This window comes from Paractinoplanes durhamensis (genome assembly GCF_016862175.1).
Classification (GTDB): domain Bacteria; phylum Actinomycetota; class Actinomycetes; order Mycobacteriales; family Micromonosporaceae; genus Actinoplanes; species Actinoplanes durhamensis.
Genome location: NZ_BOML01000033.1, coordinates 152,929 through 176,540, shown reverse-complemented (window position 1 = coordinate 176,540; position 23,612 = coordinate 152,929). Strand labels below are relative to the sequence as shown.

Here is a 23,612-nt window from a genome sequence, read left to right as displayed (position 1 = left end):
ACGTCCCGGTTCGACCGATAAGGGCGATGAGCCAGCGTCTGCCGTTCGGGGGATTGGAAGATCACGTGTCCGTCGAGACGTCCGCGCCGGCCAAGCGGCGCATCCCGGTCCCGCGGCCGCGCTGGATCGTGCTGACCGTGGTGCTCGCCCTGTTCGCCGCGATCCTGATGGTCAACGGCCTGGTCGAGGGCGAGTTCACGCAGGACGGCGCGGCCGAGGCGACCGCCGAGACGGCCGACGTGCCGAGCGACGTGCTCAACGGCGGCGGCCCGGTCATCCAGACCGACGGCACCACCACGACCACGGTCAGCGTGCCGGACAAACAGATCGTGCTGACCTTCGACGACGGGCCCAGCCCGACCTACACGCCGGAGATCCTCGACGTCCTTGCCAAGTACGACGTACCCGGCACGTTCTTCATGATCGGCTCGGAGGTCAGCCGCTACCCGGACCTGGTCGGGGACGTGCAGGACGCCGGCCACGAGATCGGCATCCACACCTTCACCCACCCCGACCTGTCCACCAAGAACGAGTGGCGGCGCGAGGTGGAGATGCAGGAGACCCAGTTCGCGCTGGCCGGCGCGGCCGGGGTGACCAGCGTGATCTTCCGCCCGCCCTACTCGTCGACGGTCAAGGCGATCGACAACAACGTCTGGTCGGTGATGACCGACATGGGCCGGCGCGGCTACCTGACCGTGGTCAACGACCTGGACAGCCGCGACTGGGAGTCGGCGGTCACCATCGACGACATCGTCACCGCGGTCACCCCGGACGACGGCGCCGGCGCGATCCTGCTGTTCCACGACGGCGGCGGGAACCGGTCCAAGACCGCCACCGCGCTCGAGACGGTCATCCCGACGCTGCGGAACGCGGGCTACACGTTCACCACGGTCTCGGCGCTGACCGGCATGACGACGGTCAACCCGACCGCCTCGAACAAGGACCGGGTGCTCGGCCTCGGCCTGGTCGGCGCGGTGCAGATGGCCACCCACGTCACGGTGTTCTTCTCGTACCTGTTGCTGCTGCTCGGCGTACTCACCGTGCTCCGGCTGATCGTGGTGATCGCGCTCGGCCGCAAGCACGCCCGCCGGAAGAAAAACGGGGCGTGGGGCGAGCCGTACACGAAACCGGCGACCGTGCTGGTCCCGGCCTACAACGAGAAGGAGATCATCGCCGACACCCTCGGGTCGCTGGTGGCGAGCACGCACCCGATCCGGATCGTGGTGATCGACGACGGCTCGGACGACGGCACCGCCGACATCGCCGAGGCCCTCGGCTACTCCAACGTGACCGTGGTGCGCCAGCCGAACAGCGGCAAGTCGGCCGCGCTGAACACCGGTATCGCGCACGCCGACACCGAGGTCGTCGTGATGATGGACGGCGACACGGTCTTCGAGCCGGACACCGTCCGCCTGCTGGTGCAGCCGTTCGCGACCGCCGAGGTCGGCGCGGTGGCCGGCAACGCCAAGGTGGCCAACCGCAAGGGCATGGTCGCCCTGTGGCAGCACATCGAATACGTGGTCGGCTTCTCGATCGACCGCCGCGCCTACGACGTGATGCGCTGCATGTCGACCGTGCCGGGCGCGATCGGCGCCTTCCGCACCGAGGCCCTCAAGCAGGTCAACGGGCTCAGCGACGACACCCTGGCCGAGGACACCGACCTGACCATCGCGATCATCCGGGCCGGCTGGCGGGTCGTCTACGAGGAGCAGGCCCGCGCCTGGACCGAGGCGCCGTCGACCATGTCGCAGCTGTGGCGGCAGCGCTACCGCTGGAGCTACGGCACCATGCAGGCGATGTGGAAGCACCGCCGCACCCTGTTCGAGCGGGGCACCGGCGGGAAGTTCGGCCGCCGCGGCCTGATCAACATGACCCTGTTCCAGACCCTGCTGCCGCTGCTCTCCCCGCTGATCGACGTGTTCCTGATCTACGGGCTGTTCTTCCTCGACCCGCTGAAAACCGCGCTGGCCTGGGTGGCCATGCTGCTGGTCCAGCTGGCCAGCACGATCTACGCGTTCCGGCTCGACAAGGAATCGCTGAGACCGCTCTGGCGACTGCCGTTGCAGCAGTTCGTCTACCGGCAACTGATGTACCTCGTACTCATCCAATCGGTCCTCGCCGCCCTCGGCGGCATTCGCCTCGGCTGGCAGAAGCTGCGCCGCACCGGCGGGCTGAATGCCCTGCTCGGGAGCCGTTTGCCGACAGGAGACGCGTAGTTCCCGCACAGGAAATCCGTCGGACTGGCTGACTAACTTCTCCGGCATGTGCGGAATCGTGGGATATGCGGGCCGGCGGACGGCCGTGGACATCGTGGTGGACGGGCTGCGGCGGCTGGAGTACCGCGGCTACGACTCGGCGGGGGTGGCGGTCGTCGGCGACGGCGAGCTGCTGACCGAGAAGCGGGCCGGAAAGCTCGCGGTTTTACGCGCGGCGCTGGCGGACGGTGCCCTCGACGCGGGAACGACCGGCATCGGGCACACCCGGTGGGCCACGCATGGCGGCCCGACCGACCGGAACGCCCATCCGCACCTGTCGAGCGACAACCGGATCGCGGTGATCCACAACGGGATCATCGAGAACTTCGCCCGGTTGCGCGCGGTGCTGGAGGCCGATGGCGTCGAGTTCACCAGTGACACCGACACCGAGGTGGTGGCGCACCTCCTGGCCTCTATTGATGCTCCCTTGCCCGAGGCAATGCGCCGAGTCTCCCGCCAACTTGAGGGCGCCTTCACCCTGCTCGCGGTTTCTGCCGACAATCCGGACATGGTGGTCGGTGCCCGGCGCAACTCACCGCTCGTGGTCGGCCGCGGGGACGGCGAGAACTTCCTGGCGAGCGACGTGTCAGCATTTATCGCCTATACCCGGGAGGCGATCGAGCTCGGCCAGGACCAGGTCGTGGTGATCACCCCATCGTCGATCGAGATCATCGACTTCGCCGGGGTGCCGATGACCGGCACCGACTTCCACATCGACTGGGACCTGAAGGCCGCCGAGAAGGGCGGCTTCGACCACTTCATGCTCAAGGAGATCGCCGACCAGCCGCAGGCGATCGCCGACACCCTGCTCGGCCGGCTGACCGATCACGGCATCGCGCTCGACGAGGTGCGGATCAGCGACCAGGACCTGCGCGACGTCACCAAGGTCTTCATCGTCGCCTGCGGCACCGCCTACCACTCCGGCATGGTCGCTAAATACGCCATCGAGCACTGGACCCGCATCCCCTGCGAGGTCGAGCTGGCCAGCGAGTTCCGCTACCGCGACCCGATCCTGGACTCCTCGACGCTGGTCATCGCGATCTCCCAGTCGGGCGAGACGATGGACACGCTGATGGCACTACGGCACGCGAAGCAGCAGAAGGCGCGGGTGCTGGCGATCTGCAACACCAACGGCTCGACCATCCCCCGCGAGTCGGACGCGGTGCTCTACACGCACGGCGGGCCGGAGATCGCGGTCGCGTCCACCAAGGCTTTCCTCACCCAGCTGGTCGCCTGCTATCTGCTGGGTCTCTACCTCGCCCAGGTGCGCGGCATCATGTACGCCGACGAGGTGGGCGCCGTCGTCCGGCAGCTCCAGCAGACCCCCGACCTGCTGCGCGACCTGCTCGACCAGATGGACCCGGTGCGCAAGCTCTCCCGCGACCTCTCCTCGGCCCGGCAGGTGCTGTTCATCGGCCGGCACGTCGGCTACCCGGTGGCCCTCGAAGGCGCGCTCAAGCTCAAGGAGCTCGCCTACATGCACGCCGAGGGCTTCGCCGCCGGCGAGCTCAAGCACGGCCCGATCGCCCTCATCGACGACGACACCCCGGTGATCTGCGTGGTGCCGTCGCCGGTCGGCAACGCGATGATGCGCGACAAGGTCGTCTCCAACATCCAGGAGGTACGGGCCCGGGGTGCCCGCACCATCGTGATCGCCGAGGAGGGCGACGAGGGCGTCCGGGCGTACGCCGATGATCTGATCTTCGTGCCGCGGGTGCCGACCCTGCTGGCGCCGCTGATGACCACGGTCCCGCTGCAGATCCTCGCGTGCGAGATCGCCACCGCTCGCGGCTACGACGTGGACCAGCCCCGTAACCTGGCCAAATCAGTCACCGTTGAATAAAACGGCTTGCCGGCCGCGTTCCCGGAGCGGGGAACGCGGCCGGCCCCTCTACGGAGCCTCCCCGGGCGCGATCGCCAGCAGCGAGATGATCGCCAGGCCGCGCTGGGCGAAGTCGTTCGTGGCGAAATCCCCGGCCGGGATCTCCGGGACCCCGTTCACCGTCACCGGCGCCGGCCACGGCTTGCCGGCCGCGTCGGCGGTGAACTTGGCCCAGCCGCGCTGCCGCAGCGCAGCGTCGCCGAGCTGCTCGCCGGCCCACGCGGTCACCCGGGAGTAGATGGTCCCGAACACGTTCGGGTTGAAGTCGAAGCCGTAGCGGGCGATCTTCTCCGCCGACGTCGCCTGCACGTAGTGTGCGAAGTCCAGCAGCGCCGCCCGGAACGCCGGCACGTCCACCAGGTCGAGCGCCTCCCACAGGATCTGCTCGCCGCCGAACGCCATCGACAGGTTGTAGCCGCCGATGTAGTCGCCCTTGCTGAGGTTGGTCAGGTGGCCGGTCTCCGGATCGAAGCCGACCGCGCCGCCCGCCTCCCCGGTGAACAGCCCGGCCGGGAACGCCGCGATGTCGGTCATCCCGGTGACGATCCTGTCGCGCCATCGGGTGTCGCCGGTGCGTTCCCACTCGGTCAGCCAGTTGCTGACCAAGGCGTACCAGTCCGGGCCGATCCGCAGCCGGGTCGGCGCCAGAGTCTGCGGCGGCAGCACCTCCCGCAGCGGCTCGACCGTCAGCAGCGTCCGGTCGGCCCGCAGCGACATCCGGATCAGGTCGCCGAGCAGCTCGTCGGCGGTCAGGTAGTAGGAGAACCGCCGGGTGAACGACTCACCGATCCGGGCCTCCTTGGCGCCGTCGCCCCAGTGCGACACGTTGTGCCGGGAGCCGAGCCCGGCGAACCGTCCGGTGTGGTGCGTGTCGACCTCGCTGACGTGCCGGGTCATCGCCCGGGCCAGCCGGAACGTCGCCGGGTCGCCGGAGCGCAGGAACGCGTACCAGAGCAGCGCGTCCGTCCCCAGCTCGGCGTTGTCCCAGGCGTAGCCGCCGACGTCGTAGCGCCACTCGTGCCGATCCGCGTCGTAGGTGTGCATCACGTCGCCGTAATTCCAGTAGCCGTACCACTGCCGCCCGGCGACCTGCCCCGCGTAGAAGTCGATCTCGTTGGCCAGCGCGGTCTCCAGCGTCGCCCGGGCCGGGGTGCTGCGGTCCGGCAGGCTCCAGCGCCCGAAGATGCCGGCCGCGTGGTACCACTCCGGGTCGGCGACCAGCTGCGGGGTTGCGGTGAGTGCGGCCTCGAGCGCCACGATGCGGCTGCGTGCGGGCGTACGGTCGAAAGCCCACAGGACCATCTCGGCCGAACCGACGATCCCCTCCGGCGTGCTGAACCCCTCCTGCACGTCCTCGTAGGCGAGGTCGAGGCCGTGCGCGACGGTGTCGTAGTGGCGCAGATCCATCGGCGGCCCGTCCGGCGCCCACGACCACAGCGTCACCTGCGCGGTCGCCCCGGCCGCGCCGCGGATGTCGAGCGCCCGCGGGAACCGCTGCCAGAAGTCGGTCAGCCCGAACCCGAGCCCGCCGGACACCCCACCCACGTACCCGAAACCCGAGGCCCGGCGGCCTCGTCCGGCATGCCGCAGCCAGCTGCCCTTTGCGGACGTACGCTTCGCGACCGTGAAGTGCTCCGACGACTCCTGGGTGAGCCGGAAGTCGTTCCACTCGGCGAGCTGGGTGTAGATCGAGCTGACCTGGGTGTTCCACTGCTCGCGCGGCGGGGTCGCGGTGCCGTCGACCTGGGCGGCGTTGACCGCGGCGCCGGGGTCGCGGCGCAGGCCGGTGAGCACCCGGACCGGCTCGCCCCACACGCCTTTTTCGGCCACCCCGAAGCGGACGTGGCGGTCGTAGGTCTCGTCGGTCATCGGGACGTCGAAGCGCAGGCCGAGGCCGCGGATGAAGTCGCGGGCCGGGTCGGCGTCCCAGGTGAAGCTGTGCACGATCCGGATCGCCTCGCCGCCGCTCAGGTAGACCCGGAGCGTCCACGGCAGGATCTTCCGGTTCCCCCGGCGGTAGGTGCCGGTCAGCCGGACCACCGCCCGGACCGGGCCGGACTGCTCGACGACGGCCTGCTCGACCACGCCGCGGTAGGACGACCGGGTGGTGGTGCCGGTCTCGTCGTCCGGGCGGTCCTGCACATCCAGGACCAGCCGGCCGGAGGCGGCGGTGACCCGGCCGGAGCGGCGGATCTCCGGGAGCACCAGGTCGCCGCGGCCGGCCAGCCGGACCTCCACCGTGCCGTTGGCGAGAATCACGTCGGCGCCCTTACGGCGTACCGAAACCGGCTCTTCGCTCGTCGCCGGCGTCCCCGGCGCCAGGAGGTAGCGTTCCGCCTTCGCGCTCCCCGCGCCGATGGCATGGCCGGTCCACTTGAGAGTGCCGTCCGGCCAGTAGGCGAGCGGCCACGACTGCACCGGCACGCCGGTGCCGTCGGCCGTGGTCAGCGCCAGCTTGGTGCCGTTGGCCAGCCGGCCCCGGGGCCACGGGACGCCCCAGGCACAGCCGGCGGTCTCGGCGGGCGGCCCGTCCAGCCAGTGCAGTTCGGCGGCAGCATCGGCGTCGGCTTCGGCCTTGGCAAGCGGCAGGGCCATTCCGGCGGTGGCGCCGATGGTGCTGGCGAGCAGCGTGCGACGGCTAAGTGGCGGAGTCATGACGCTACGGGTACGCGCCCGCCGCAATCCATGTCAATCGATGCTTAGCGATCACTCGGATGGTGAGGAAAGCGCTTACCCGCCCGTTTGATCCATTCAGGTGTATTTCGCGTATGGTCGTTTACCGGTCTGCCCCGAGACCGTCGATTTCCCAAGGCGCTGACATGACCACTCCCCCCGACGACGCCGACCGGGCCACCTCCGCCCGGCAGGGCGCCGACCCGGCCACACCCCCGAACAGCTCCGGCCGGTCCGGCCCGACCGTCCCCTCGGATGACACCGATCGGCATGACACCGATCGGCATGGCGCCGGGATGACCACCCCCTCGGCGGACGACGTCGACCTCCCGGACCCCGTCCTGGTCCGCCCCTACGTCACCACCATGCCGGCGCCGCGCGATCCCGCCGACGTCCCCACGGTGATCCAGCCCGCGGTCGTCGACGACGACACCGCCGTCATCGACCCGGTCCCGGGTGACGCGCCGCCCTCACACGCCCGCCGCACCCTCGGCCGCATCCTGGCGCTGCGGATGCTCGCCCTGGTCGGTGGCGTGGTGCTGGCGCTGGCCGTGGCCGGCATCCTGATCTTCTCCCCGAAGGACTCGACCGTGCAGCCGAGCACGGCGTTACCCGCCTTCACCCCCGGCCAGCCCGGAAGCCCACCCGCCGCCCCCGCCCACCCGTCGGCCTCGGTGGCGACCTCATCACCCAGCGCATCGGCAAGCGCGTCACCCAGCGCCTCCGTCTCGGCGTCGGTCGCGGCGAGCGCCTCCGCCCCGAGCCCGTCGGCATCCGTTTCGGTGACGCCGACCCCACCGGCCAGCGACCGCACCGGCTCGGTGACCGCGGCAAGCGGCCGATGCCTGGCCCTGGGCGGCCTGTTCGGCATCGACGGCAGCCCGATCATGGTGAGCGGCTGCGCCGACGTGGACGCCCAGCACTTCACCCTGGCCACGGACGGCACGCTGCGGGTAGCCGGCAAATGCGCCCAGACAACCGGCGACGCCACGGTCCGCATAGCCGGCTGCACCGGCCAGGCGTCCGGCCAGTGGCGAACCGGAGCCGCAAACGCCCTGGTAAACCCCGCAACCGGCCAGTGCCTGACCGACCCCGGCTCACTGGGCGCAACAACAAAGGTCACCGCATGCTCGGGCGCCACCGACCAGAGCTGGTCCCTGCCGTAGGAAAGTCCACGTCCGAAGGACAGTTCTTGCCGCACCGTCGGTCGGAACGATAGAACCTACGACCGTGCCGTTCGTGACCCGCCCCGACGGCGCACTGCCGGCTTCGAGCGATCTTGATGAGATGGCGCGCGCTTTGAGCACGAACCGACAGGTTTCAGCGTGCGACTCCCGGCCGCGATCAACCTTGTCGAGTTGATGCTCTCCGCGGACAGGAAATGCTCAAGGTCTAGACGCGCCACGCTCGCGCCTCGCCCGACTCGCACCGCCGCGCGCCGCACCACGCCCGCGCTGCATCCGGGCGCTGTGCTGGTCAGGCGTGTGCGTTGCGGGTGGTCTGCCCGAAGGGACATTGACTTCGGTCGCTGTCGGGGAAACGCTGGCTCAGGAGAGAGCGCTCTCAATTACGGCCTGGCCACATCCCCCGACCAGCCTCCGCCGCGGCCGGAGCCGGACGCCATCCCCCCTTGCGGCGTCGAACCTGGAGGCCCATCCCCAACGGATGTGAGCCATGAAGAAACTGCTCATCGTCGCCGGCGCGCTCGTGCTTGCGCTTGGTGGTGCCGTCGCCGTTGCCGGCGGTGCTGATGCCGCCCAGACCAGTCTTCGGGCCGCTGATCCCAGTGTTCTGCGGGTCGGGGGCACCTACATCTCGGTGCAATCGACCGGTGGTGGCATCGCCGTACGGCAAGCCGGCTCTCCTGATGCTCTTGGCTCGGCTGCCGCTCGGCAGGTCTGGAGTGACAGCCGTGGGCGCGGTGAAGTTTGGGCTCCCGAGATCGTGGTGGATGGTGGGCGCTTCTACATCTACTTCACCGCGGGGGTCGGCTCTGCTCATCGGATGTTCGTGATCAGCTCGGCGACTGCGGACAGCGGGTATGGGGGCGAGACGCAGCTTGCGTTGCCCGACAACAAGTGGGCGATCGACGGGACGCTGTTCACCTTCAACTCGCAGCGGTGGTTCGTCTGGTCGGGGTGGGCCGGTGACACCAATGTCGAGCAGAACCTCTACATCGCGCGGATGAGCTCGCCCACCGCGCCGACCGGGGCTCGCTATGTCATCTCGCAACCCCGGGAGAGCTGGGAACGGGTCGTCGGGAATCCGTTCATCAACGAGGCGCCGGAAGCGATCAAAGACCCGAACGGGCAGCTGCACATCGTCTACTCCGCCAACGGCAGCTGGAGTGAGCAGTACTGCCTGGCCGAGTTGCGGCTTCGGGCCGGCGGCGACCCCACCTACGTCTGGGACTGGTACAAGTCGAACGGCTGCCTGTTCGGGTCGAACCGGGCGACGATGATGGCCGGCTGGGATCCGACGGTCAACGTCAACGGGCCCGGGCACCACTCGTTCGTGCTGCTCAACGGGGACATCGCCACCTCGCCGCCGGCCGGGCCGCGGTTTCCGCTGATGTTCCACGCGGTGCCGAAGGGCACGCCGTACTCGTGGAGCAACCGCTACTGGTTCACCGGGAGTTTCTGCTGGTGGGGCAACACCACCTACAGCCGGGCGAACGTTCCGGGCGCGACCACGAACACCGGGTTCAGCCTGAAGCTCTTTGAGTAAGGCCTTTCCTGAGCTAAATTACATCCACCATCGTCGATCCGGCTCGCGGTGTCGTGGGAACGCGGGCGCGGAGGAGGTCCCCCATGCACCGTCCCACGCTCGCCGTCCTCACCGTCGTGGCCGTCGCCCTCGTCGCGACGGCCACCGCCGCGTCCGCCGCCACCACCTACGTCGTGGCCGCCGACGGCTCCGGCAACTACACCACCATCCAGGCCGCGCTGGCCAAGGCCGCTGCCGGCGACACCATCTCGGTCAAGGCCGGCACCTACAAGGGCCAGGTCTCCATCCCGGCCAGCAAGTCCGGGATCACCATCAAGGGCGCCACCGGCACCGCGACCGACATCGTGATCACCGGGAACGTGCCGCAGTCCACCGGCGGCGCCACCGGCAGCGCGACCGTGCTCAACCTCGCGGCCAACACCTCGATCACCGGGGTGACCATTGCCAACACGTACGGCATCGGCAGTCAGGCTCTTGCTCTTTATGCCGGTGGCGATCGTCAGGTCTACCGCAACGTGCGACTCCTCGGTCGCCAGGACACGTTCCTGTCGTGGGGCGGCACCGGCAGCAAGCAGGTGCGGCAGTACGTCTACAAGAGCTACATCGAGGGCGACGTCGACTTCATCTACGGCAACGGCGCGCTCGTCATCGACAGCAGCACGATCAAGTCGCTGGACCGCGGGAGCAGCAACAACGGCTACATCACCGCGGCGGCGACGAACGCTTCCAACGCGTACGGGATCCTGATCACCCGGTCCACCCTGCAGGGCCCGGCGGCGCAGACCGTGGCGCTCGGCCGCTGCTGGCACGCCGGCGGCGCGACCGACGCCATCGGTCAGGTGCTCATCCGGGACTCGTCGCTCGGCAGCCACGTCCGGCAGGCCGGGGCGTGGCAGGACATGAGCGGTTTCTCCTGGAAGACGTGCCGCTTCACCGAGTACAACAACAGCGGCGCCGGCGTCACCCAGGGCACGAGTGACCGCCCGCAGATGAGCGCGTCGACGGCGGCCAACTACACGTCGCAGAAGTACCTGGCCGGCGCCGACGGCTGGAACCCGGTGCAATAGTTCCTAGATCTCCAGCGACTTTTCGATGTTCCGCAGCTGGTGGCGGGCCATGGCGAGGTTGGCCCGGTCCTTCTTGAGCGCCAGGTAGAGGAAGAGCCCGTGCCCCGATCGCGCGGTGAGCGGGCGGATCAGGTGGTACTGCGAGTCGAGCGTCACCAGGACGTCCTCGATCGACTCGTCCAGGCCGAGCATCTCCATGGTGCGCAGCTTGGCCCGGATCACATCGGTGTTGGCGGCCGCGGCGGTGATGAGGTCGAAATCCTTGTCACCGCCGACGGTCCCGAGCGCCATGCCACTGGTGTGGTCGACGAGGGCGACACCGATGGCGCCATGAATCTGCATCGCGTCCTTGAGTGCAACGTCCATCTCTGCCATCGGAGTCCTCCCGTGGGTTGGCTGGGGATGCGACGACCATGCCGGGCGATCGCACGAGTCGATCGGACACGATGTCCGATGCGGCAGTGACCACCGGTGAAATCTTTATTTGGCAAGCCAACCGACTTGAAGAATTCTGCAACTACGCATCACTTCATGCGGCGTAACCGTTCGGCGCGCGCGCAGTTATAGGCCGGATACCGCTGCGAACACACCTGGGGGGACGCGCATGTCGGTGCCGCTGTACCAGGCGAAGGCCGAAATGTTCCGCACCCTCGGTCATCCGGTTCGCATCCGGGTCCTCGAACTGCTGCAGGCGGGCCCGCGCCCGGTCCGCGACCTGCTGGCCGAGATCGACGTCGAGCCGTCGAATCTCTCCCAGCAGCTGGCGCTGCTCCGCCGGGCCGGCATCGTGGTGAGCTTCCGCCAGGGCGGCTTGGTGATGTACGCGTTGAGCACCCCCGCCGTGGCCGATCTGCTGGCCGCCGGCCGCCGCATCCTGGGTGAGGTGCTGACCGACCGGGACGGCCTGCTGGCCGAGTTGAAAGCCCGCGACTGACCAGGCCCTGCGGGTTACTCCGGCGGCGGCTACCTGCTGATCAGCAGCGCCGGCCAGCACTACGGCTACGGCGACGCACCGCCCCTCGGCAGCCCGCCAACGCCAGCCCCTTCTGAGCGAGCGGAACGGCCCCTCGGCATCGAGACCGAGGGGCCGTTCCGTCGCTGATAACGCTGTCAGGAGACGATGCAGTTCTTGCCGTTGGCGCCGCTGCCGGTCTTGACCGGCTCGGCGCCGGTGTTGTTGCCGGTGTAGAGCCAGCAGGTGGGGATGCTGCCGATGCTGTTGCCCTTCAGGGTCGCGACGTCGCCGTAGTTGGTGTTGACGCCGGCGATCACCTTGCCGCTGGTGGCGGTGACGCCGGTGATCGTCACCTTGCGGGCTGCCTGGGTCGAGCAGTTGCCGCAGGAGCGGTAGAGCTTGCCGAAGTTGCTGACCTTGAAGTTCTTGATGGTCACCGAGCCGCCGGCGCCGCGGTTGTCCTGGAACACCTTGTCCGAGGCGCTGGCGGCGCTGCCGCCGCTGACCACGACGGTCGCGTTGGTGCCGCGGAAGGTGGCGGCGTCCTCGCCGACGTCCTGCCAGACGACGTTGGTGAGGTTGCAGCTTCCCGCGCAGTGGACGCCGTCGGCGGCCGGGGAGCCGAGGATGACGTTCTTCAGGGTCGCACCGGCCGCCAGGTCGAAAATCGGATCCTGGCCTTCGGCCTGGCCACCGCTGCCGAGGTCGCCGGAGCCGATGTAGCGCTTACCGCCACCGTCGAACGTGCCGGTCACCTTGATCGAGGCGGTGACTTTCACATCGGTGGCGGCGGACGCCAGGCTCACCACGGAGGCGGAGCCGACGAGTGCTACGGCCAGCACGGCCGCACCGATGAGAATGCGTGGCCTTTTCATTTTTTGGACCTTTCCTCGAGTACCCACCTTTGTTCGGTCAAGATGGGGCGTACGGGAGGAACATATGCCTCGGTAATAGGTCCGAAAACAGTTCGACACAGATGAATGTCTTAGGAGACCTTTAATCGGTGCTTTTTTCAAGGCTAATTTTGCTGCAACTTACTATTGACATGCGTAAATGTGGCTACACGGCGATCGAGCCGGCGAGGTCCAGCCCCAGCCACTCGGCCAGCGACTCGATCTCCCGGGTCACCTCGGACTCGTCGAACGGCTCGTCCTCGTGGATCGCGTCCACCCGCAGCACGCCGGCTTTCCGGTCGGCGGTCGCGTCCACCTTGCCGACCAGGCGGTCGCCGTCGAGGATCGGCAGCGCCCAATAGCCCCAGCGGCGCTTGGCGGCCGGTTTGTACATCTCCAGCTGGTAGTCGAACGCGAAGAGATCGGTCATCCGCTTGCGGTCGAAGATCAGGCGGTCCAACGGGGACAACAGCGCCACCCGGCCCTCGAAGGGCTGGTCCAGCTGGGCGGGATCGACCCGCCATTTGCCGCGTACGCCCTCGATCTGCGCCTCTTCGCCGACGTCGCCGGCGCCGTTCGGCTCGATCATCGTCTCGGCCGCCCGGGCCCGGGCGATGCCCAGCGCCGACAGGCGCCGTTCGTTCCGCCTGCGGGCCGCTTCCGCCGCCGGCACCGCGGGCACGTCCGGGTAGACCCGTTCGGCCAGGTCGAACCGGCGCTCGCCGCGGTGCCGGGAGGACACCGCCACCTCGCCGCGGGCGACCATCATCTCGAGCATCTGCAGGACGTTGCGGTCGTTGGTCCAGCCCGTCGACTTCCACGGCACCGCGCAGGTGTCCGGCAGGTCCTGGGCGGCCGACTCGCCGTCGGCGGCCAGCCGGCGCAGGATGTCGCGGCGGCAGGCGTCGTTCGCCTCGAGCCACTGCGCCCGCTGCGAACGCCACGCCGAATCCCCCGGCCACGCCGCCATCTCCGCCCGGAACAGCGCCAGGTCGGCGGCCGGCCGGATCAGGCCCTGCAGATCGATCAGCTCCCGGGTGGCCAGCGCCCGGGTCAGGTCGGCCGGCGAATAGGCCGGGCCCAGCCGGCTCCAGGCGACCAGGTGGGCGCTCGGCGCCACCGCGGCGGTCTGGTCGTGCTGCAACAGGGTCAGGCCGTGCACCATGTCGAGCAGCCCGTCCGGCCGGGCGGCGTCGAGCAGTTGCGCCCGCACCGCGATCCGCCGTGCTTCCTGGCGCGACAGCTGATGAACACCCACGAGCTGAAATCTACCGGCCCGCGACAGCCGGCAGTGCCAGAGCGAGTGCACGGTCGCCGTCGAGGAACATCAGGCCGCGGTCAGCCAGCGCCGCGAACGTCGCGCGAACGGTCTCTTCCGGCAAAGCCAGTTCGCGAGCCACGGCGACGGCGGTCCGTGGGCGTTCGGCGCAGGCCTCGTGGATGCCGGCCACGGGGTCGGGAAACGTGTAGGTGCCATCATGGCCGCGCCGGTCCCGGATCTGCAGGAGGCCGGGAATCCAGCGATAGGTGAGGGACGGGCGGGTACGCCATCGGTCCTGCCAGGCGACAACGCCGAGGCGCAGTTCCTCGTACGGGGGCAGGTCGTCGGGCCAGTCGAAGAAGTAGGCGGCTTTCGACAGGTCGACCGACGGCGGATAAACGTAGCGATAGCTGGGTTCCGGCGAAGGTGACACGGTCGACGTGAACAGCGGGCTGAATCGCTCCAGCCAGATCCGGTCGGCCGAGCCGGGTGGCTGCAGGTGAACCAGGTGCGGGAGGAGCTCGGTCTGCGCGCGGTAATCCTCAGCGGTCTCACCGGGGAAACCCCACAACAGATTCCAGGCCACGTCGATGTCGTAGTAGCGCGCCCACCGCAGCAGGTTGACGTTCTGCGAGGCCCGCACCCCCTTGCGCATCAACCCCAGCACCCGGGTGCTCAAAGATTCCAGACCGGGCTGCAAGCGGCGTACGCCGGCCTGCGCCAGCAACCGCAGCTGCGCGCGCCCCAGATTGGCCTTGACCTCGTAGAACAGGTCGTAGCCGGACTCGGTGAGGGCGGGCATGACCGTCTTCAGATACGCGGGGTCGAGGATGTTGTCGACCGCGTCGAAGCGGAACGTCCGGTAGCGCCGGGCCAGGCCGGCCAGCTCGGCCAGGACCTGTTCGGGCGGCTTCGACCGATAGGCCATCGTGGTGCCGTTGAGACCGCAGAACGTGCAGTGATGTTTGGCGCCCCACCAGCAGCCCCGGCTCGACTCGAACGGCAGCCGCACCTTCTCCCGGTCGAGCAGCCCGAGGCGTTCGGCCCGCTCGAAGTATTCGTCGTAGTCGGGCGGGAAGGCCGACCCCGACGCGGTGCCGCCGAGCAACTCGGGCAGCGCGACCTCGCCCGGCCCGGACACCACGTGGTCGACGCAGTCCATCGCCCGCAGATACTCGGCGCCCATCGGCGGGTCGAAGTTGGCGCCCCCGAACACGGTGACCAGCGACGGAAACCGCGCCTTGAGCCGCCGGGCCAGCGCGAACGACGCCACATTCTGCTGAAAGGTCGAGGTGAATCCGACCACGGTCGCGTCGTCGAACACCGGATCGGCGGCCAGCGCGTCCAGATACTCGGGCACGACGGCGTCCCGGATCTTCATGAGGTCCAGGTCGGGGGCGTCCGCGGCGAACCGGGACACCATCAACCCGTCCGGGTCGGGCGCCGCGGAGCCGAAGGCCTGCACCGAGAACAGCCAGTCGCCGAACATCCGCCCGCGATGCGCGGCCAGCTGCCGGTAGGCGGGCATCCCGATCCGGGCGGCCAGATCCAGCCCGGCGTGCAGCGTGCGAACCGGGAAGCCGGCCGCCGCGACGGCCGGTTTGAGCAGGCCGAGCTGCAGCGACGGCCCGTCGGCGAACGGCATGGAGACCAGGACGACCGCCCCGGTCACCGCCCGATCTTTCCGAACGTCACCGCCACCGTGTCGTCCTTGCCGTCGTCGTCACCGGCGGCGGAAGCGGCAGCGGACGGTGCGAACGCCTGGTCGAAGATGGTTCCGAGGTCCGGCAACGGGCCGTCCTGGATGATCGTCACGCCGGGTGTGCTCCGCTGCACCAGGACATCGGGCAGGGTGCGGCCGAGCGAGTCGACGGCGAGCGCGAAGACGGCCAGCATCACCGACGTCTCGTGCTCGTCCAGCTGCAGGCCGGCGATCTTCTCGGCGAGGTTGTCGAGGTCCTGTCGGGTGATCCGCGTGGTCGTCATGGCTGACCTCCGGCCCCGATGAAACGCGCACCACCGCTGACCGGTCAAGGGGCGGTCCGCAATCGGACACGCACCCCGCCGGCGTCCGGATGTTCGAGAATCTCGAAGATCTCCAACGCCGTACGCCAGGCCTCGCGCGCCGTCCCGATCGCCCCGTCGTCGCGGTAGGTGTCGCCGAGCGACACCAGGGTGTCCGCCTCGTTGAAGCGATCGCCGAAATCCCGGTAGAGCCCGGCCGCCCACCGATAGTGCACCGCCGCGGCGGCATATTCGCCCAGGTTGCGATAGATGAACCCGAGACTGTCCAGGGTCTCCGCCTCGCCGAACCGGTCCCCCAGAAGCCGCTGCCGATCGACCGCCGCCGCACATCGCACGAGAGCCCGCCGATGGTCGCCGAGTCGCGCATGGAACCAGCCGAGCGCGTTCAGCGCACGCCCCTCCCCCACCCGATTCCCGGCGGCGTGATGATCGGCGAGCGCGCATCGGGCCCGGTCGAGCGCCTCGGCATGCCGGCCCTGCCGTTCCAGCACCCACGCCGCCGTCCGGTGCACCCGGGCCCGTCCGCCGGGCCCGGCACAGAGCGCCAGCGCCTGGTCGAGGTGCACGTGCGCGGCCCGGAAGCGACCCAGCCTGACCTGCGCCGATCCGAGCATCCGATGGGTCTCGGCGCACAGTTCCGGGTCGTCGAGGCGCTGCGCGGCGGCCAGGGCCGCATCGAGCACGTCGACCTTTTCCTGCCAATACCCGGCATAGTCCAGAAAGGACACCATGGTCCAGGCGAGCCGCACCACCGGCCGCCCGAGCTCGGCCGTGCGCCGCACCAGCGCGATCAGCACCGGGAGCTCGGCGGTCAGCCACGCCGCGGCGTCCGGTCGGCCGGCGAACGACGCCGGCGTCACCCCGGCGAGCGCGGCGGCGAGCGGCAACCGGTCGTCGCGGTGCGGCTTGAGCAGCACATCCGCGCCATGCGCGGAGTGCAGATAATGATCGAGCAGGCGGGTGGTCGCGGCCCGGCGGTCCTCGTCCGGATCGTCGTGCAGGTGCCGACTGATGGCGTACGACCGGAGCAGATCGTGCACCTCATACCGCCCGTCCGGCTGCTCCCGGATCAGGTGCGCCCCGGCCAGTTCGGCCAGCAGTCGCCGCACCGCCGGCACCGGCAGGCCGGCCGCGCTGGCCGCCGCGGCCACCCCGAACCCGGGCCCGGGATGCGGCCCGAGCAACCGGAACAGGCGCGCCCCGGGCCGGGTGAGCTGCTGGTAGGACCAGTCGAACGCGGCCCGAACATCGGTGCTGCGGTCCTCGGCCGGCCCGTCGAGCACCTGCTCGGCGACCGTGCCGAGGGAGATGCCGGGGCGGGCCACCGCCCGGGCCGCCACCACCGCGAGGGCCAGCGGCAGCCGGGCGCAGGCACCGATGAGCGCGGTCACCGCGGCCGGTTCGGCGGCCACCCGGTCGTCGCCGAGCCGGGCCCGGAGCAGCAGCCGGGCCGCCGCGTAGCCGGGCCGTTCCAGGGTGATCGGCCGGGCGCCCTCGGCCACCGCCAGGCCGGTCAGCTCGTTGCGGCTGGTCACCACGGTGAGGCAGCCGGGGGTGCCGGGCAGCAGCGGGCGCACCTGTTCGCTGCTCCGGGCGTTGTCGAGCAGCACCAGCATCCGGCGGCCGGCGAGCAGGCTGCGGTAGAGGGCGGTCTGCGCGGCCAGGCCCGGCGGCACGGCGGTGACGGACAGCGCGGCGAGGAACCCGCGGAGCACCTCGGCCGGGTCGGCCGGCACCCCGTCCGGGTCGAAGCCGCGCAGGTCGGCGTAGAGCTGGCCGTCCGGGAAACCGGGCCGGGCCTGGTGCGCCCAGTGGACCGCGAGGCTGGTCTTGCCGACGCCGGCGGTGCCGCTCAGCACCGCGACGGTGGCCGGGTCGCGGCCGTCGGTCAGGGCGTCCAGCCGGTCCAGCTCGGACTCCCGGTCGACGAACCCGGGCAGCCCGGACGGCAGCTGCATCGGGGCGACCGGCGCGGCGGCGGGCGACTCCAGGGCCGGGTCGGCGTCGAGGACGCGGCGGTGCAGGGTCTGCAGGGCGGCGGCCGGTTCGACGCCGTACTCCTCGCGCAGCAGCCGGTCGATGCGGCGGAACTCGGCCAGCGCGGCCGGGCGGTGGCCGGTGCGGTGCAGGGCCAGCATGAGCAGGCCGCACAGCCGTTCGTCGGCCGGGTGCTCGGCGACCAGCCGGCGCAGGTCGCCGGTGACGTCGGCGCGACCGGGCCGGTCCAGCTCGGCCGCGCACCGGTCGGCCTCGACCGCGAGCCGCTGCTCGTCGAGCCGGCGGCGCTCGGCGGCCAGGAGCGGGCCGGGCAGGCCGGCGCAGAACGGTCCGCGCCACAGCGCCAGGGCAGCCCGGTACGCGGCCGGGTCGCCGGTCTCCCGGGCGCGGGCGACGGCCTGCTCGAACTCGTCGAGGTCGCGGGCGCCGGGCGGCACGGTCAGGACGTAGCCGTGGTCGGTCCAGGTGAGGACGCGGTCCGGGGTGAGGGCCCGGCGCAGGGCCGACATGTGCTTCTGGAGCTGATTCACCGCGTACGCCGGGGAATCCTCACCCCAGACGGCGCGGATGAGAGCGTCCCGGCCGAATGGCCGTCCTGGCCGCAGGAGCAGCGTGGCCAGCACCGCCTGCCGCTGTGCGGAACCCAGCGGCAGGACGCGATCGCCGCGCCGGGCCCGGAACGGCCCGAGCAGCTCGAACCGCACGTCCGCGTCCATGCGTCCGCACGATAGTCCGCTCCAGCGCACGTTCCAGCGGTCGTTCCAGCCCTCTGCCACAGGGTGGGAAACAAGCAACACCCAATACCAAGGGGGACAAGAAATGCCGACCATCGCCGACTACGTCGTCGTTCAGGACAGCTCCGAGACGCTGCCCAAGTCCAACGGGGACATCGACCACGACTTCGGGAAGTTCAGCGCCACCGGGCTGGCCAGTGGCCGGACCGTGCTCATGTTCCGGGTCAACCCGAGCGGCACCGCCACCCTGGAGGTGACGCTGAACGGCACCAGCCTGCTGACCCAGACGTTCGACACCGAGCCGCAGCGGTCCTGGCACGAGGTCATCGACGACGGAATCCTGCAGGCGACCAACAACGTACTCACCGTGACCCGCACCGCCGGGCCCGGCTCGATCACCGTCTCCGACCTGGTGATCCTCTACCAGGCCACGGTCTGATCCGCGGGTGATCCACGGGCCGCGCCGGTTATCCGGCGCGGCCCGTTCCGTGTCCACATCGCGCCATGGCGTTGGTGCGGCAGGTTTGGGTCTTTTCGCAGGACATCCGGTGTCCTCAAAATTTGAACCGCTGCCCCACCGCCGGTTGCTCGAAGGAGACCCACCATGCGGCAACTGCCAGCGCTCGCCGGCGCCCCGATCGGCGTCCGAGCCGCGGCGGGGTCGCCTCAGGCCCCGGCCGCACCCGCCCGCGCGACTCCCCCAGCCGCGCCGGCGCCAGCGCCCCGCACCTACGTCGCTCCGCATGCCCCCGCGCGCGACGTGTGCACCGCGCCGGTGCGGCCGGGTTTCCGGCAGCCGTCATGATCCCGCTCGGCGGGTACGACGGTCAGAGCCACCCGCGCTTCGCCGCCTGGAAGGCCAGGCCGGCCCGGCTGTCCACGCCGGCCACCAGCATCAGGCGGTCCAGGCGCCGCTGCACCGTTCGCTTGCTGACCTGGAGGTGGGTGGCGATCGACTTGTCCGGCATGCCCGCCACCAGCAGCGACAGCAGCAACCGGTCGGGCTCCTCCGGCGACGTCGCCAGCAGCGGCGTCGCCCGCACCCAGTAGCTCTCGAACAACGCGATCAGGGCGTCGAGCAGCTCGCAGGGGCGGATCAGCGCGGCACTCGGCTCACCGCCGCCGCGAGCGGCATCCGGGACGAGCGGGCAGATCGCCAGGTTGCGGTCGGCGATGGCCAGCCGGACCGGAAGAACCGGGAGCGTACGCGCCTGCTCGCCCAGGCCGACCGCCTCGACGATGCTCTGCAGCTCACCCGGCTTCTCCAGCAGGGCCCGCTCGTAGATCGCGCGATAGCGCACGCCGCGGGTGAGGGCCGGCGTCTCCTCGGCGTTCTCCGGGCCCTGCATCGCGATCGGGTTGGCCCGGCAGAACCAGAGGATCTCCTGCTTGGCCGAGTCCTGCATCTCGCGCAGCCGTTCGCGCAGCGCGGGCGCGCCGACCACGATCTCCATCAGGTGCTCGGTGCTGCGCCAGCGGGTGTTGCTGCGGTACTCCTCGCTGAGCGCGGCCACCATCTGCCGGGCGGTCTCGAGGTGCTCCTGCTCGCGCAGGAGCACCTCACCGAGCGCAACATCGGGTGGTAGCGGACGGTAAGCCGGGCCGGCCGTCACGAGCCCGCGATGCCGCAGGCCCTCCAGCAGCGTGAGGGCTCGCTCGGGCCCGATCCCGGCCCGCTCCGCGAACTCGTCCACGCCGGCGCCCGCCATCCGCACCAGCAGGCGATAGGCCTGCTCCTCGGACGGCGGCAGCACATCCAGCCGCTCCACCACGCGCACACCATACGAACCTTTACCGCACGGCGTCGCCCCCCGAGGCCATCAGAACGGTACGCAGCGGCGGGAATCCGTTGAAGCCGACCGACGCGTAGGTAGCGGTGTAGGCGCCGGTGCCGTGGATCTGCACGATGTCGCCGGGCCGCAACGCCAGCGGCAGCTCGTAGTGCGCGTTCTGATAGAGGATGTCCACGCTGTCGCAGGTCGGGCCGGCCAGCACGACCGGGGCGGTGATCGCGCCGTCGTGCGGGGTGGTCAGGCGGTACTCGATCGCCTCGTCCTCGGTCTCGGCCAGCCCGCCGAAGCGGCCGACGTCCAGATAGACCCAGCGCGGTTCGTCGGCGTAGGACTTGCGCGACACCAGCACCACCTCGGTGTGCAGGACCCCGGCCGGGGCGGCGATGTAGCGGCCCGGCTCGATCATCAGGTCCGGGCGCACCGGGAAGTGCTTGGTGACGGCGGTGGCGATGGCCGACGCGTACTCCTCGATCGGCGCCACCACGGTCTGATAGTCGACCGGGAAGCCGCCACCGCAGTTGAGCAGGCGCAACGTGATGCCGTCCGCGGCCAGCCGGGCGAAGATGGCGGCCGCGTCGGCGATGCTCGGCTCCCAGCGGCCCGGGTCCAGCTGCTGCGAACCGACGTGGAAGCAGACCCCGGCCGGGTCGAGACCGTGCGCCGCCGCCCACCGGATCAGGTCGACCGCCATCTCCGGCGCGCACCCGAACTTGCGGCTCAGCGGCCACCGCGCCCCCTTGCTGGAGGCGAGCACCCGGCAGATCACCGCCGCTCCGGGCGCGTGCTCGGCGAGCTTCTCCAGCTCACCGAGACTGTCAAAGGCGAAGGTCCGGACACCCTTGGCGTACGCGTACGCAATGTCGTCGGCCTTCTTGATGGTGTTGCCGAAGGACAGCGTGGACGGGTCGGCGCCGGCCGCGAGGGCCAGGTCGATCTCGGTGCGGCTGGCCACGTCGAAGTGGCAGCCGGCCCGGACCAGCTCGATGAGCAGGGCGTGCTCGGGGTTGGCCTTGACCGCGTAGTAGACCGGGGTGCCGGGGAAGGCCGCGGCGATGCGGCGGTACTGGGCGACGGCGACGGCGATGTCGACGAGAAGGTAGGGAGTGTCCATCCATGGCCCCCGTGATCACTGGAAGGGTTCGCCGAAGACTTCCCGGATGCGGTAGAGGTCGCGCATCCGCGGCTCGGTGGTGCCGGCCACCCAGCGGCTGATCGTCTTGGTGGAGACGTCGAGCCGGCGGGCGGCCGCCTCCATGGTCAGGCCTTCCTCGCGCAACCGCCGGCCGAGCCAGGCCGCGAACGACGGCCAGTCCTTGGGCACCGGCGGGATCTGAGCGGCCGCCGGGGTCACCGGAGTGGACGGTGCGAACAGCACGTCCACCTCGGCCGAGTCCGGGAAGATGCGCATCGAGACCTGGATCATGCCGGTCGCGCCGGCGCCGTCGAGGAGCACATCGGCGACGCGCTCGCAGAGGCGGCGGATGTCGTCGTCGGCGACCGGGGTGTCGGTGAGCTGGCGGCGGACGAAGTCGCGGACGTCGGGGAGCGCGGCCGGCCGGGCCGGGAACGACTGGGCCACTACTTCCAGCGGCAGGATCTCGACGATTTTCGGCATCTCCGCCTCCTTGGTCCAGAAGCTTACGGTGACCGGCCGAACCCGATCGAGTGACGAGGGTCTTTCAGGTTTGTCCGCTCGGGCCTAGCATCCCGGGGATGGGCGAGCCGGTGCTGCACATTCTGTGGATGAACGGCGGCCTGAGCTGCGACGGCGAGTCGGTGGCGCTGACCGCCGCGACCCAGCCGAGCATCGAGGAGATCGTCGCCGGGGCGCTGCCCGGGGTGCCGCCGATCGCCCTGCACTGGCCGTACTTCGACTTCGACAGTGGACCGGACGGCGGTGCGGGCAGCTTCATCGAGTGGTGGCACCGGGCCGCCCGCGGCGAGCTGGACCCGTTCATCCTGATCGTCGAGGGCTCGGTGCCGGACGAGACGAACAAGCCGGAGGGCTACTGGTCGGGGTTCGGCAACGACCCGGCGACCGGGCAGCCGATCACCGCGTCCGCGTGGCTCGACCGGCTGGCGCCCAAGGCCACGGCGGTGATGGCGGTCGGCACCTGCGCGGCGTACGGCGGGGTGCACGCGATGGCCGGGAACCCGACCGGCGCGATGGGGGTGCCCGACTATCTGGGCTGGGACTGGAAGTCGAAGGCCGGGATGCCGATCGTCTGCGTGCCGGGCTGCCCGACCCATCCGGACAATCTCGCCGAGACCATCCTGCACCTGCTCTACCAGGTCAGCGGGCAGGCACCGGCGATGGCGCTGGACGAGTCGCTGCGGCCGCGCTGGCTGTTCGAGCAGACCGTGCACGCCGGCTGCGACCGGGCGTCCTATTACGACTCCAGTGATTTCGCGGGCGGTTACGGCTCGACGAACTGCCTGGTCAAGGTCGGCTGCTGGGGTCAGGTCGTGCGCTGCAACGTGGCCAAGCGCGGCTGGATCAACGGGGTCGGCGGCTGCCCGAACGTGGGCGGCATCTGCATCGCCTGCACGATGCCGGGCTTCCCGGACAAGTTCATGCCGTTCATGGAAGCGCCGGCGACGGACGCGACGGCTCCGGCCGGTGGTTACGCACCGTTGATTCGTACGCTCCGCGGCTTCACGCTGCGTGTGGCGGCGGAGCGGTGACGTCCGCGGTCGAGACCAACCGCCGGATCGACCAGGTGCTGGCCCAGCTCGGTCCCGGCGCCCCGCTCGGCGAGGAGCTGATCGGGCTGCTGCTCGGGCTCTACGGCGACGGCCTGGCCCGGATCACGGCCGCCCTCGGACCGGCTGCGACGGCCGAGCTCTGCGCGGATCCGCTGATCGCGAGCCTGCTCCTGGTGCACGACCTGCACCCCGTACCCCTGGCGAAGCGGATCGTGGCCGCCCTGGCCGGCACCGACGCGGATCTTCTCGGCGTCGACGACGCCGGCGTCGCCCATCTGCGCGTGCGGACCACGGGTTGCGGGGTGTCCGGGCGGATCGAGGCGGCGGTCCGGACGGCCGCGCCCGAGGTGACAGCTGTGGACGTGGTCAATGCGCCGCCGCTGCTGCAGATCTCGCGGCGACCAGGACTAGTTGTCGCACATCATCCCCCGGGAGCCCTACCGGCGCCCCCGCAACCGGGCGGGCCGGTCGGACACAACTGTCCAGCCGCACCCTGACCAGGCCTTTCCCTCGTCGTTCGGAACGGCATCCGCTCCACAACTGGGTGGACAGCCCTGGGGACTGGTGGCTGTCACCGCCGCCCGGGGAGCCTGATGTCCCCGCACCACAACCTCCGAAGAGGTGAACGGCCTTGCTGTGGCAA

At 70.3% G+C, this 23,612-nt stretch carries 19 protein-coding genes; 9 read left to right on the top strand and 10 right to left on the bottom strand.

The features are described from left to right. Window positions 1-26 precede the first annotated feature (26 nt). Both Adu01nite_RS20355 and glmS read left to right on the top strand, forming a co-directional pair. Window positions 27-2,216, top strand: coding sequence for a bifunctional polysaccharide deacetylase/glycosyltransferase family 2 protein (locus Adu01nite_RS20355; RefSeq protein ID WP_239132559.1), 2,190 nt, complete (start codon window positions 27-29; stop codon window positions 2,214-2,216). A 46-nt stretch (window positions 2,217-2,262) separates the two neighbouring features. Then, window positions 2,263-4,098 (top strand): glutamine--fructose-6-phosphate transaminase (isomerizing), encoded by a 1,836-nt coding sequence (gene glmS / locus Adu01nite_RS20350; protein ID WP_203728482.1) that lies wholly within the window; start codon window positions 2,263-2,265, stop codon window positions 4,096-4,098. Window positions 4,099-4,146: 48 nt separating this feature from the next. On the opposite strand, the gene Adu01nite_RS20345 is transcribed toward glmS, so the two are convergent. Next, window positions 4,147-6,792: an exo-rhamnogalacturonan lyase family protein gene (locus Adu01nite_RS20345; protein WP_203728481.1), complete on the bottom strand. Its 2,646-nt coding sequence runs from the start codon at window positions 6,790-6,792 to the stop codon at window positions 4,147-4,149. A 164-nt stretch (window positions 6,793-6,956) separates the two neighbouring features. On the opposite strand from Adu01nite_RS20345, the gene Adu01nite_RS20340 reads away from it, so the two are divergent. From Adu01nite_RS20340 to Adu01nite_RS20330, 3 genes are all read left to right on the top strand, one after another. After that, window positions 6,957-7,976 carry a ricin-type beta-trefoil lectin domain protein gene (locus Adu01nite_RS20340; protein WP_203728480.1) on the top strand — a complete coding sequence of 340 codons (1,020 nt, stop codon included), beginning with the start codon at window positions 6,957-6,959 and terminating at the stop codon, window positions 7,974-7,976. A gap of 508 nt (window positions 7,977-8,484) precedes the next feature. Continuing rightward, complete coding sequence (locus Adu01nite_RS20335) at window positions 8,485-9,537, top strand: glycoside hydrolase family 43 protein (protein WP_203728479.1); 1,053 nt, start codon at window positions 8,485-8,487, stop codon at window positions 9,535-9,537. An 83-nt stretch (window positions 9,538-9,620) separates the two neighbouring features. Then, a complete protein-coding gene (locus tag Adu01nite_RS20330; RefSeq protein ID WP_203728478.1) occupies window positions 9,621-10,604 on the top strand; it encodes a pectinesterase family protein in 984 nt (327 codons plus the stop codon). Window positions 10,605-10,607: 3 nt separating this feature from the next. On the opposite strand, the gene Adu01nite_RS20325 is transcribed toward Adu01nite_RS20330, so the two are convergent. Beyond that, entirely contained in the window at window positions 10,608-10,979 is a 372-nt protein-coding gene (locus tag Adu01nite_RS20325) for a hypothetical protein (RefSeq protein ID WP_203728477.1), read from the bottom strand. Between the two features lie 229 nt (window positions 10,980-11,208). On the opposite strand from Adu01nite_RS20325, the gene Adu01nite_RS20320 reads away from it, so the two are divergent. Beyond that, on the top strand, window positions 11,209-11,538 hold the full coding sequence (locus tag Adu01nite_RS20320; RefSeq protein ID WP_203728476.1) for an ArsR/SmtB family transcription factor: 330 nt from the start codon (window positions 11,209-11,211) through the stop codon (window positions 11,536-11,538). Between the two features lie 176 nt (window positions 11,539-11,714). Here Adu01nite_RS20320 and Adu01nite_RS20315 read toward each other — a convergent pair whose 3' ends face one another. The 5 genes from Adu01nite_RS20315 to Adu01nite_RS20295 form a co-directional block, all read right to left on the bottom strand. Then, window positions 11,715-12,434 (bottom strand): pectate lyase, encoded by a 720-nt coding sequence (locus Adu01nite_RS20315; protein WP_203728475.1) that lies wholly within the window; start codon window positions 12,432-12,434, stop codon window positions 11,715-11,717. A gap of 184 nt (window positions 12,435-12,618) precedes the next feature. Beyond that, window positions 12,619-13,710 (bottom strand): DNA glycosylase AlkZ-like family protein, encoded by a 1,092-nt coding sequence (locus Adu01nite_RS20310; protein WP_203728474.1) that lies wholly within the window; start codon window positions 13,708-13,710, stop codon window positions 12,619-12,621. A 10-nt stretch (window positions 13,711-13,720) separates the two neighbouring features. Beyond that, window positions 13,721-15,385, bottom strand: coding sequence for a RiPP maturation radical SAM C-methyltransferase (locus Adu01nite_RS20305; RefSeq protein WP_239132558.1), 1,665 nt, complete (start codon window positions 15,383-15,385; stop codon window positions 13,721-13,723). Further along, window positions 15,382-15,699: a hypothetical protein gene (locus Adu01nite_RS20300; protein ID WP_203728473.1), complete on the bottom strand. Its 318-nt coding sequence runs from the start codon at window positions 15,697-15,699 to the stop codon at window positions 15,382-15,384. The genes Adu01nite_RS20305 and Adu01nite_RS20300 overlap by 4 nt, the downstream gene beginning before the upstream one ends. Before the next feature lie 44 nt (window positions 15,700-15,743). Beyond that, window positions 15,744-18,452: an AfsR/SARP family transcriptional regulator gene (locus Adu01nite_RS20295; RefSeq protein WP_203728472.1), complete on the bottom strand. Its 2,709-nt coding sequence runs from the start codon at window positions 18,450-18,452 to the stop codon at window positions 15,744-15,746. Between the two features lie 103 nt (window positions 18,453-18,555). Here Adu01nite_RS20295 and Adu01nite_RS20290 point away from each other — a divergent pair, with 103 nt between their 5' ends. Further along, window positions 18,556-18,909: a hypothetical protein gene (locus tag Adu01nite_RS20290; protein WP_203728471.1), complete on the top strand. Its 354-nt coding sequence runs from the start codon at window positions 18,556-18,558 to the stop codon at window positions 18,907-18,909. 388 nt (window positions 18,910-19,297) lie between these two features. On the opposite strand, the gene Adu01nite_RS20285 is transcribed toward Adu01nite_RS20290, so the two are convergent. The 3 genes from Adu01nite_RS20285 to Adu01nite_RS20275 are packed head-to-tail and all read right to left on the bottom strand — an operon-like array spanning window position 19,298 to window position 21,878. Further along, the gene (locus Adu01nite_RS20285) at window positions 19,298-20,242 is read right to left on the bottom strand and encodes a helix-turn-helix domain-containing protein (RefSeq protein WP_203728470.1); all 945 of its coding nucleotides are present in this window, start codon (window positions 20,240-20,242) and stop codon (window positions 19,298-19,300) included. Between the two features lie 19 nt (window positions 20,243-20,261). Then, the gene (locus Adu01nite_RS20280; RefSeq protein ID WP_203728469.1) at window positions 20,262-21,374 is read right to left on the bottom strand and encodes a type III PLP-dependent enzyme; all 1,113 of its coding nucleotides are present in this window, start codon (window positions 21,372-21,374) and stop codon (window positions 20,262-20,264) included. 15 nt (window positions 21,375-21,389) lie between these two features. Beyond that, window positions 21,390-21,878 (bottom strand): helix-turn-helix domain-containing protein, encoded by a 489-nt coding sequence (locus Adu01nite_RS20275; protein WP_203728468.1) that lies wholly within the window; start codon window positions 21,876-21,878, stop codon window positions 21,390-21,392. Between the two features lie 98 nt (window positions 21,879-21,976). On the opposite strand from Adu01nite_RS20275, the gene Adu01nite_RS20270 reads away from it, so the two are divergent. Then, on the top strand, window positions 21,977-22,948 hold the full coding sequence (locus Adu01nite_RS20270) for an NADH-quinone oxidoreductase subunit B family protein (RefSeq protein ID WP_203728467.1): 972 nt from the start codon (window positions 21,977-21,979) through the stop codon (window positions 22,946-22,948). Continuing rightward, window positions 22,945-23,466, top strand: coding sequence for a NifU-related iron-sulfur-binding protein (locus tag Adu01nite_RS20265; RefSeq protein WP_203728466.1), 522 nt, complete (start codon window positions 22,945-22,947; stop codon window positions 23,464-23,466). Before Adu01nite_RS20270 ends, Adu01nite_RS20265 begins: the two co-directional genes overlap by 4 nt. The last annotated feature ends 146 nt before the right edge of the window (window positions 23,467-23,612 follow it).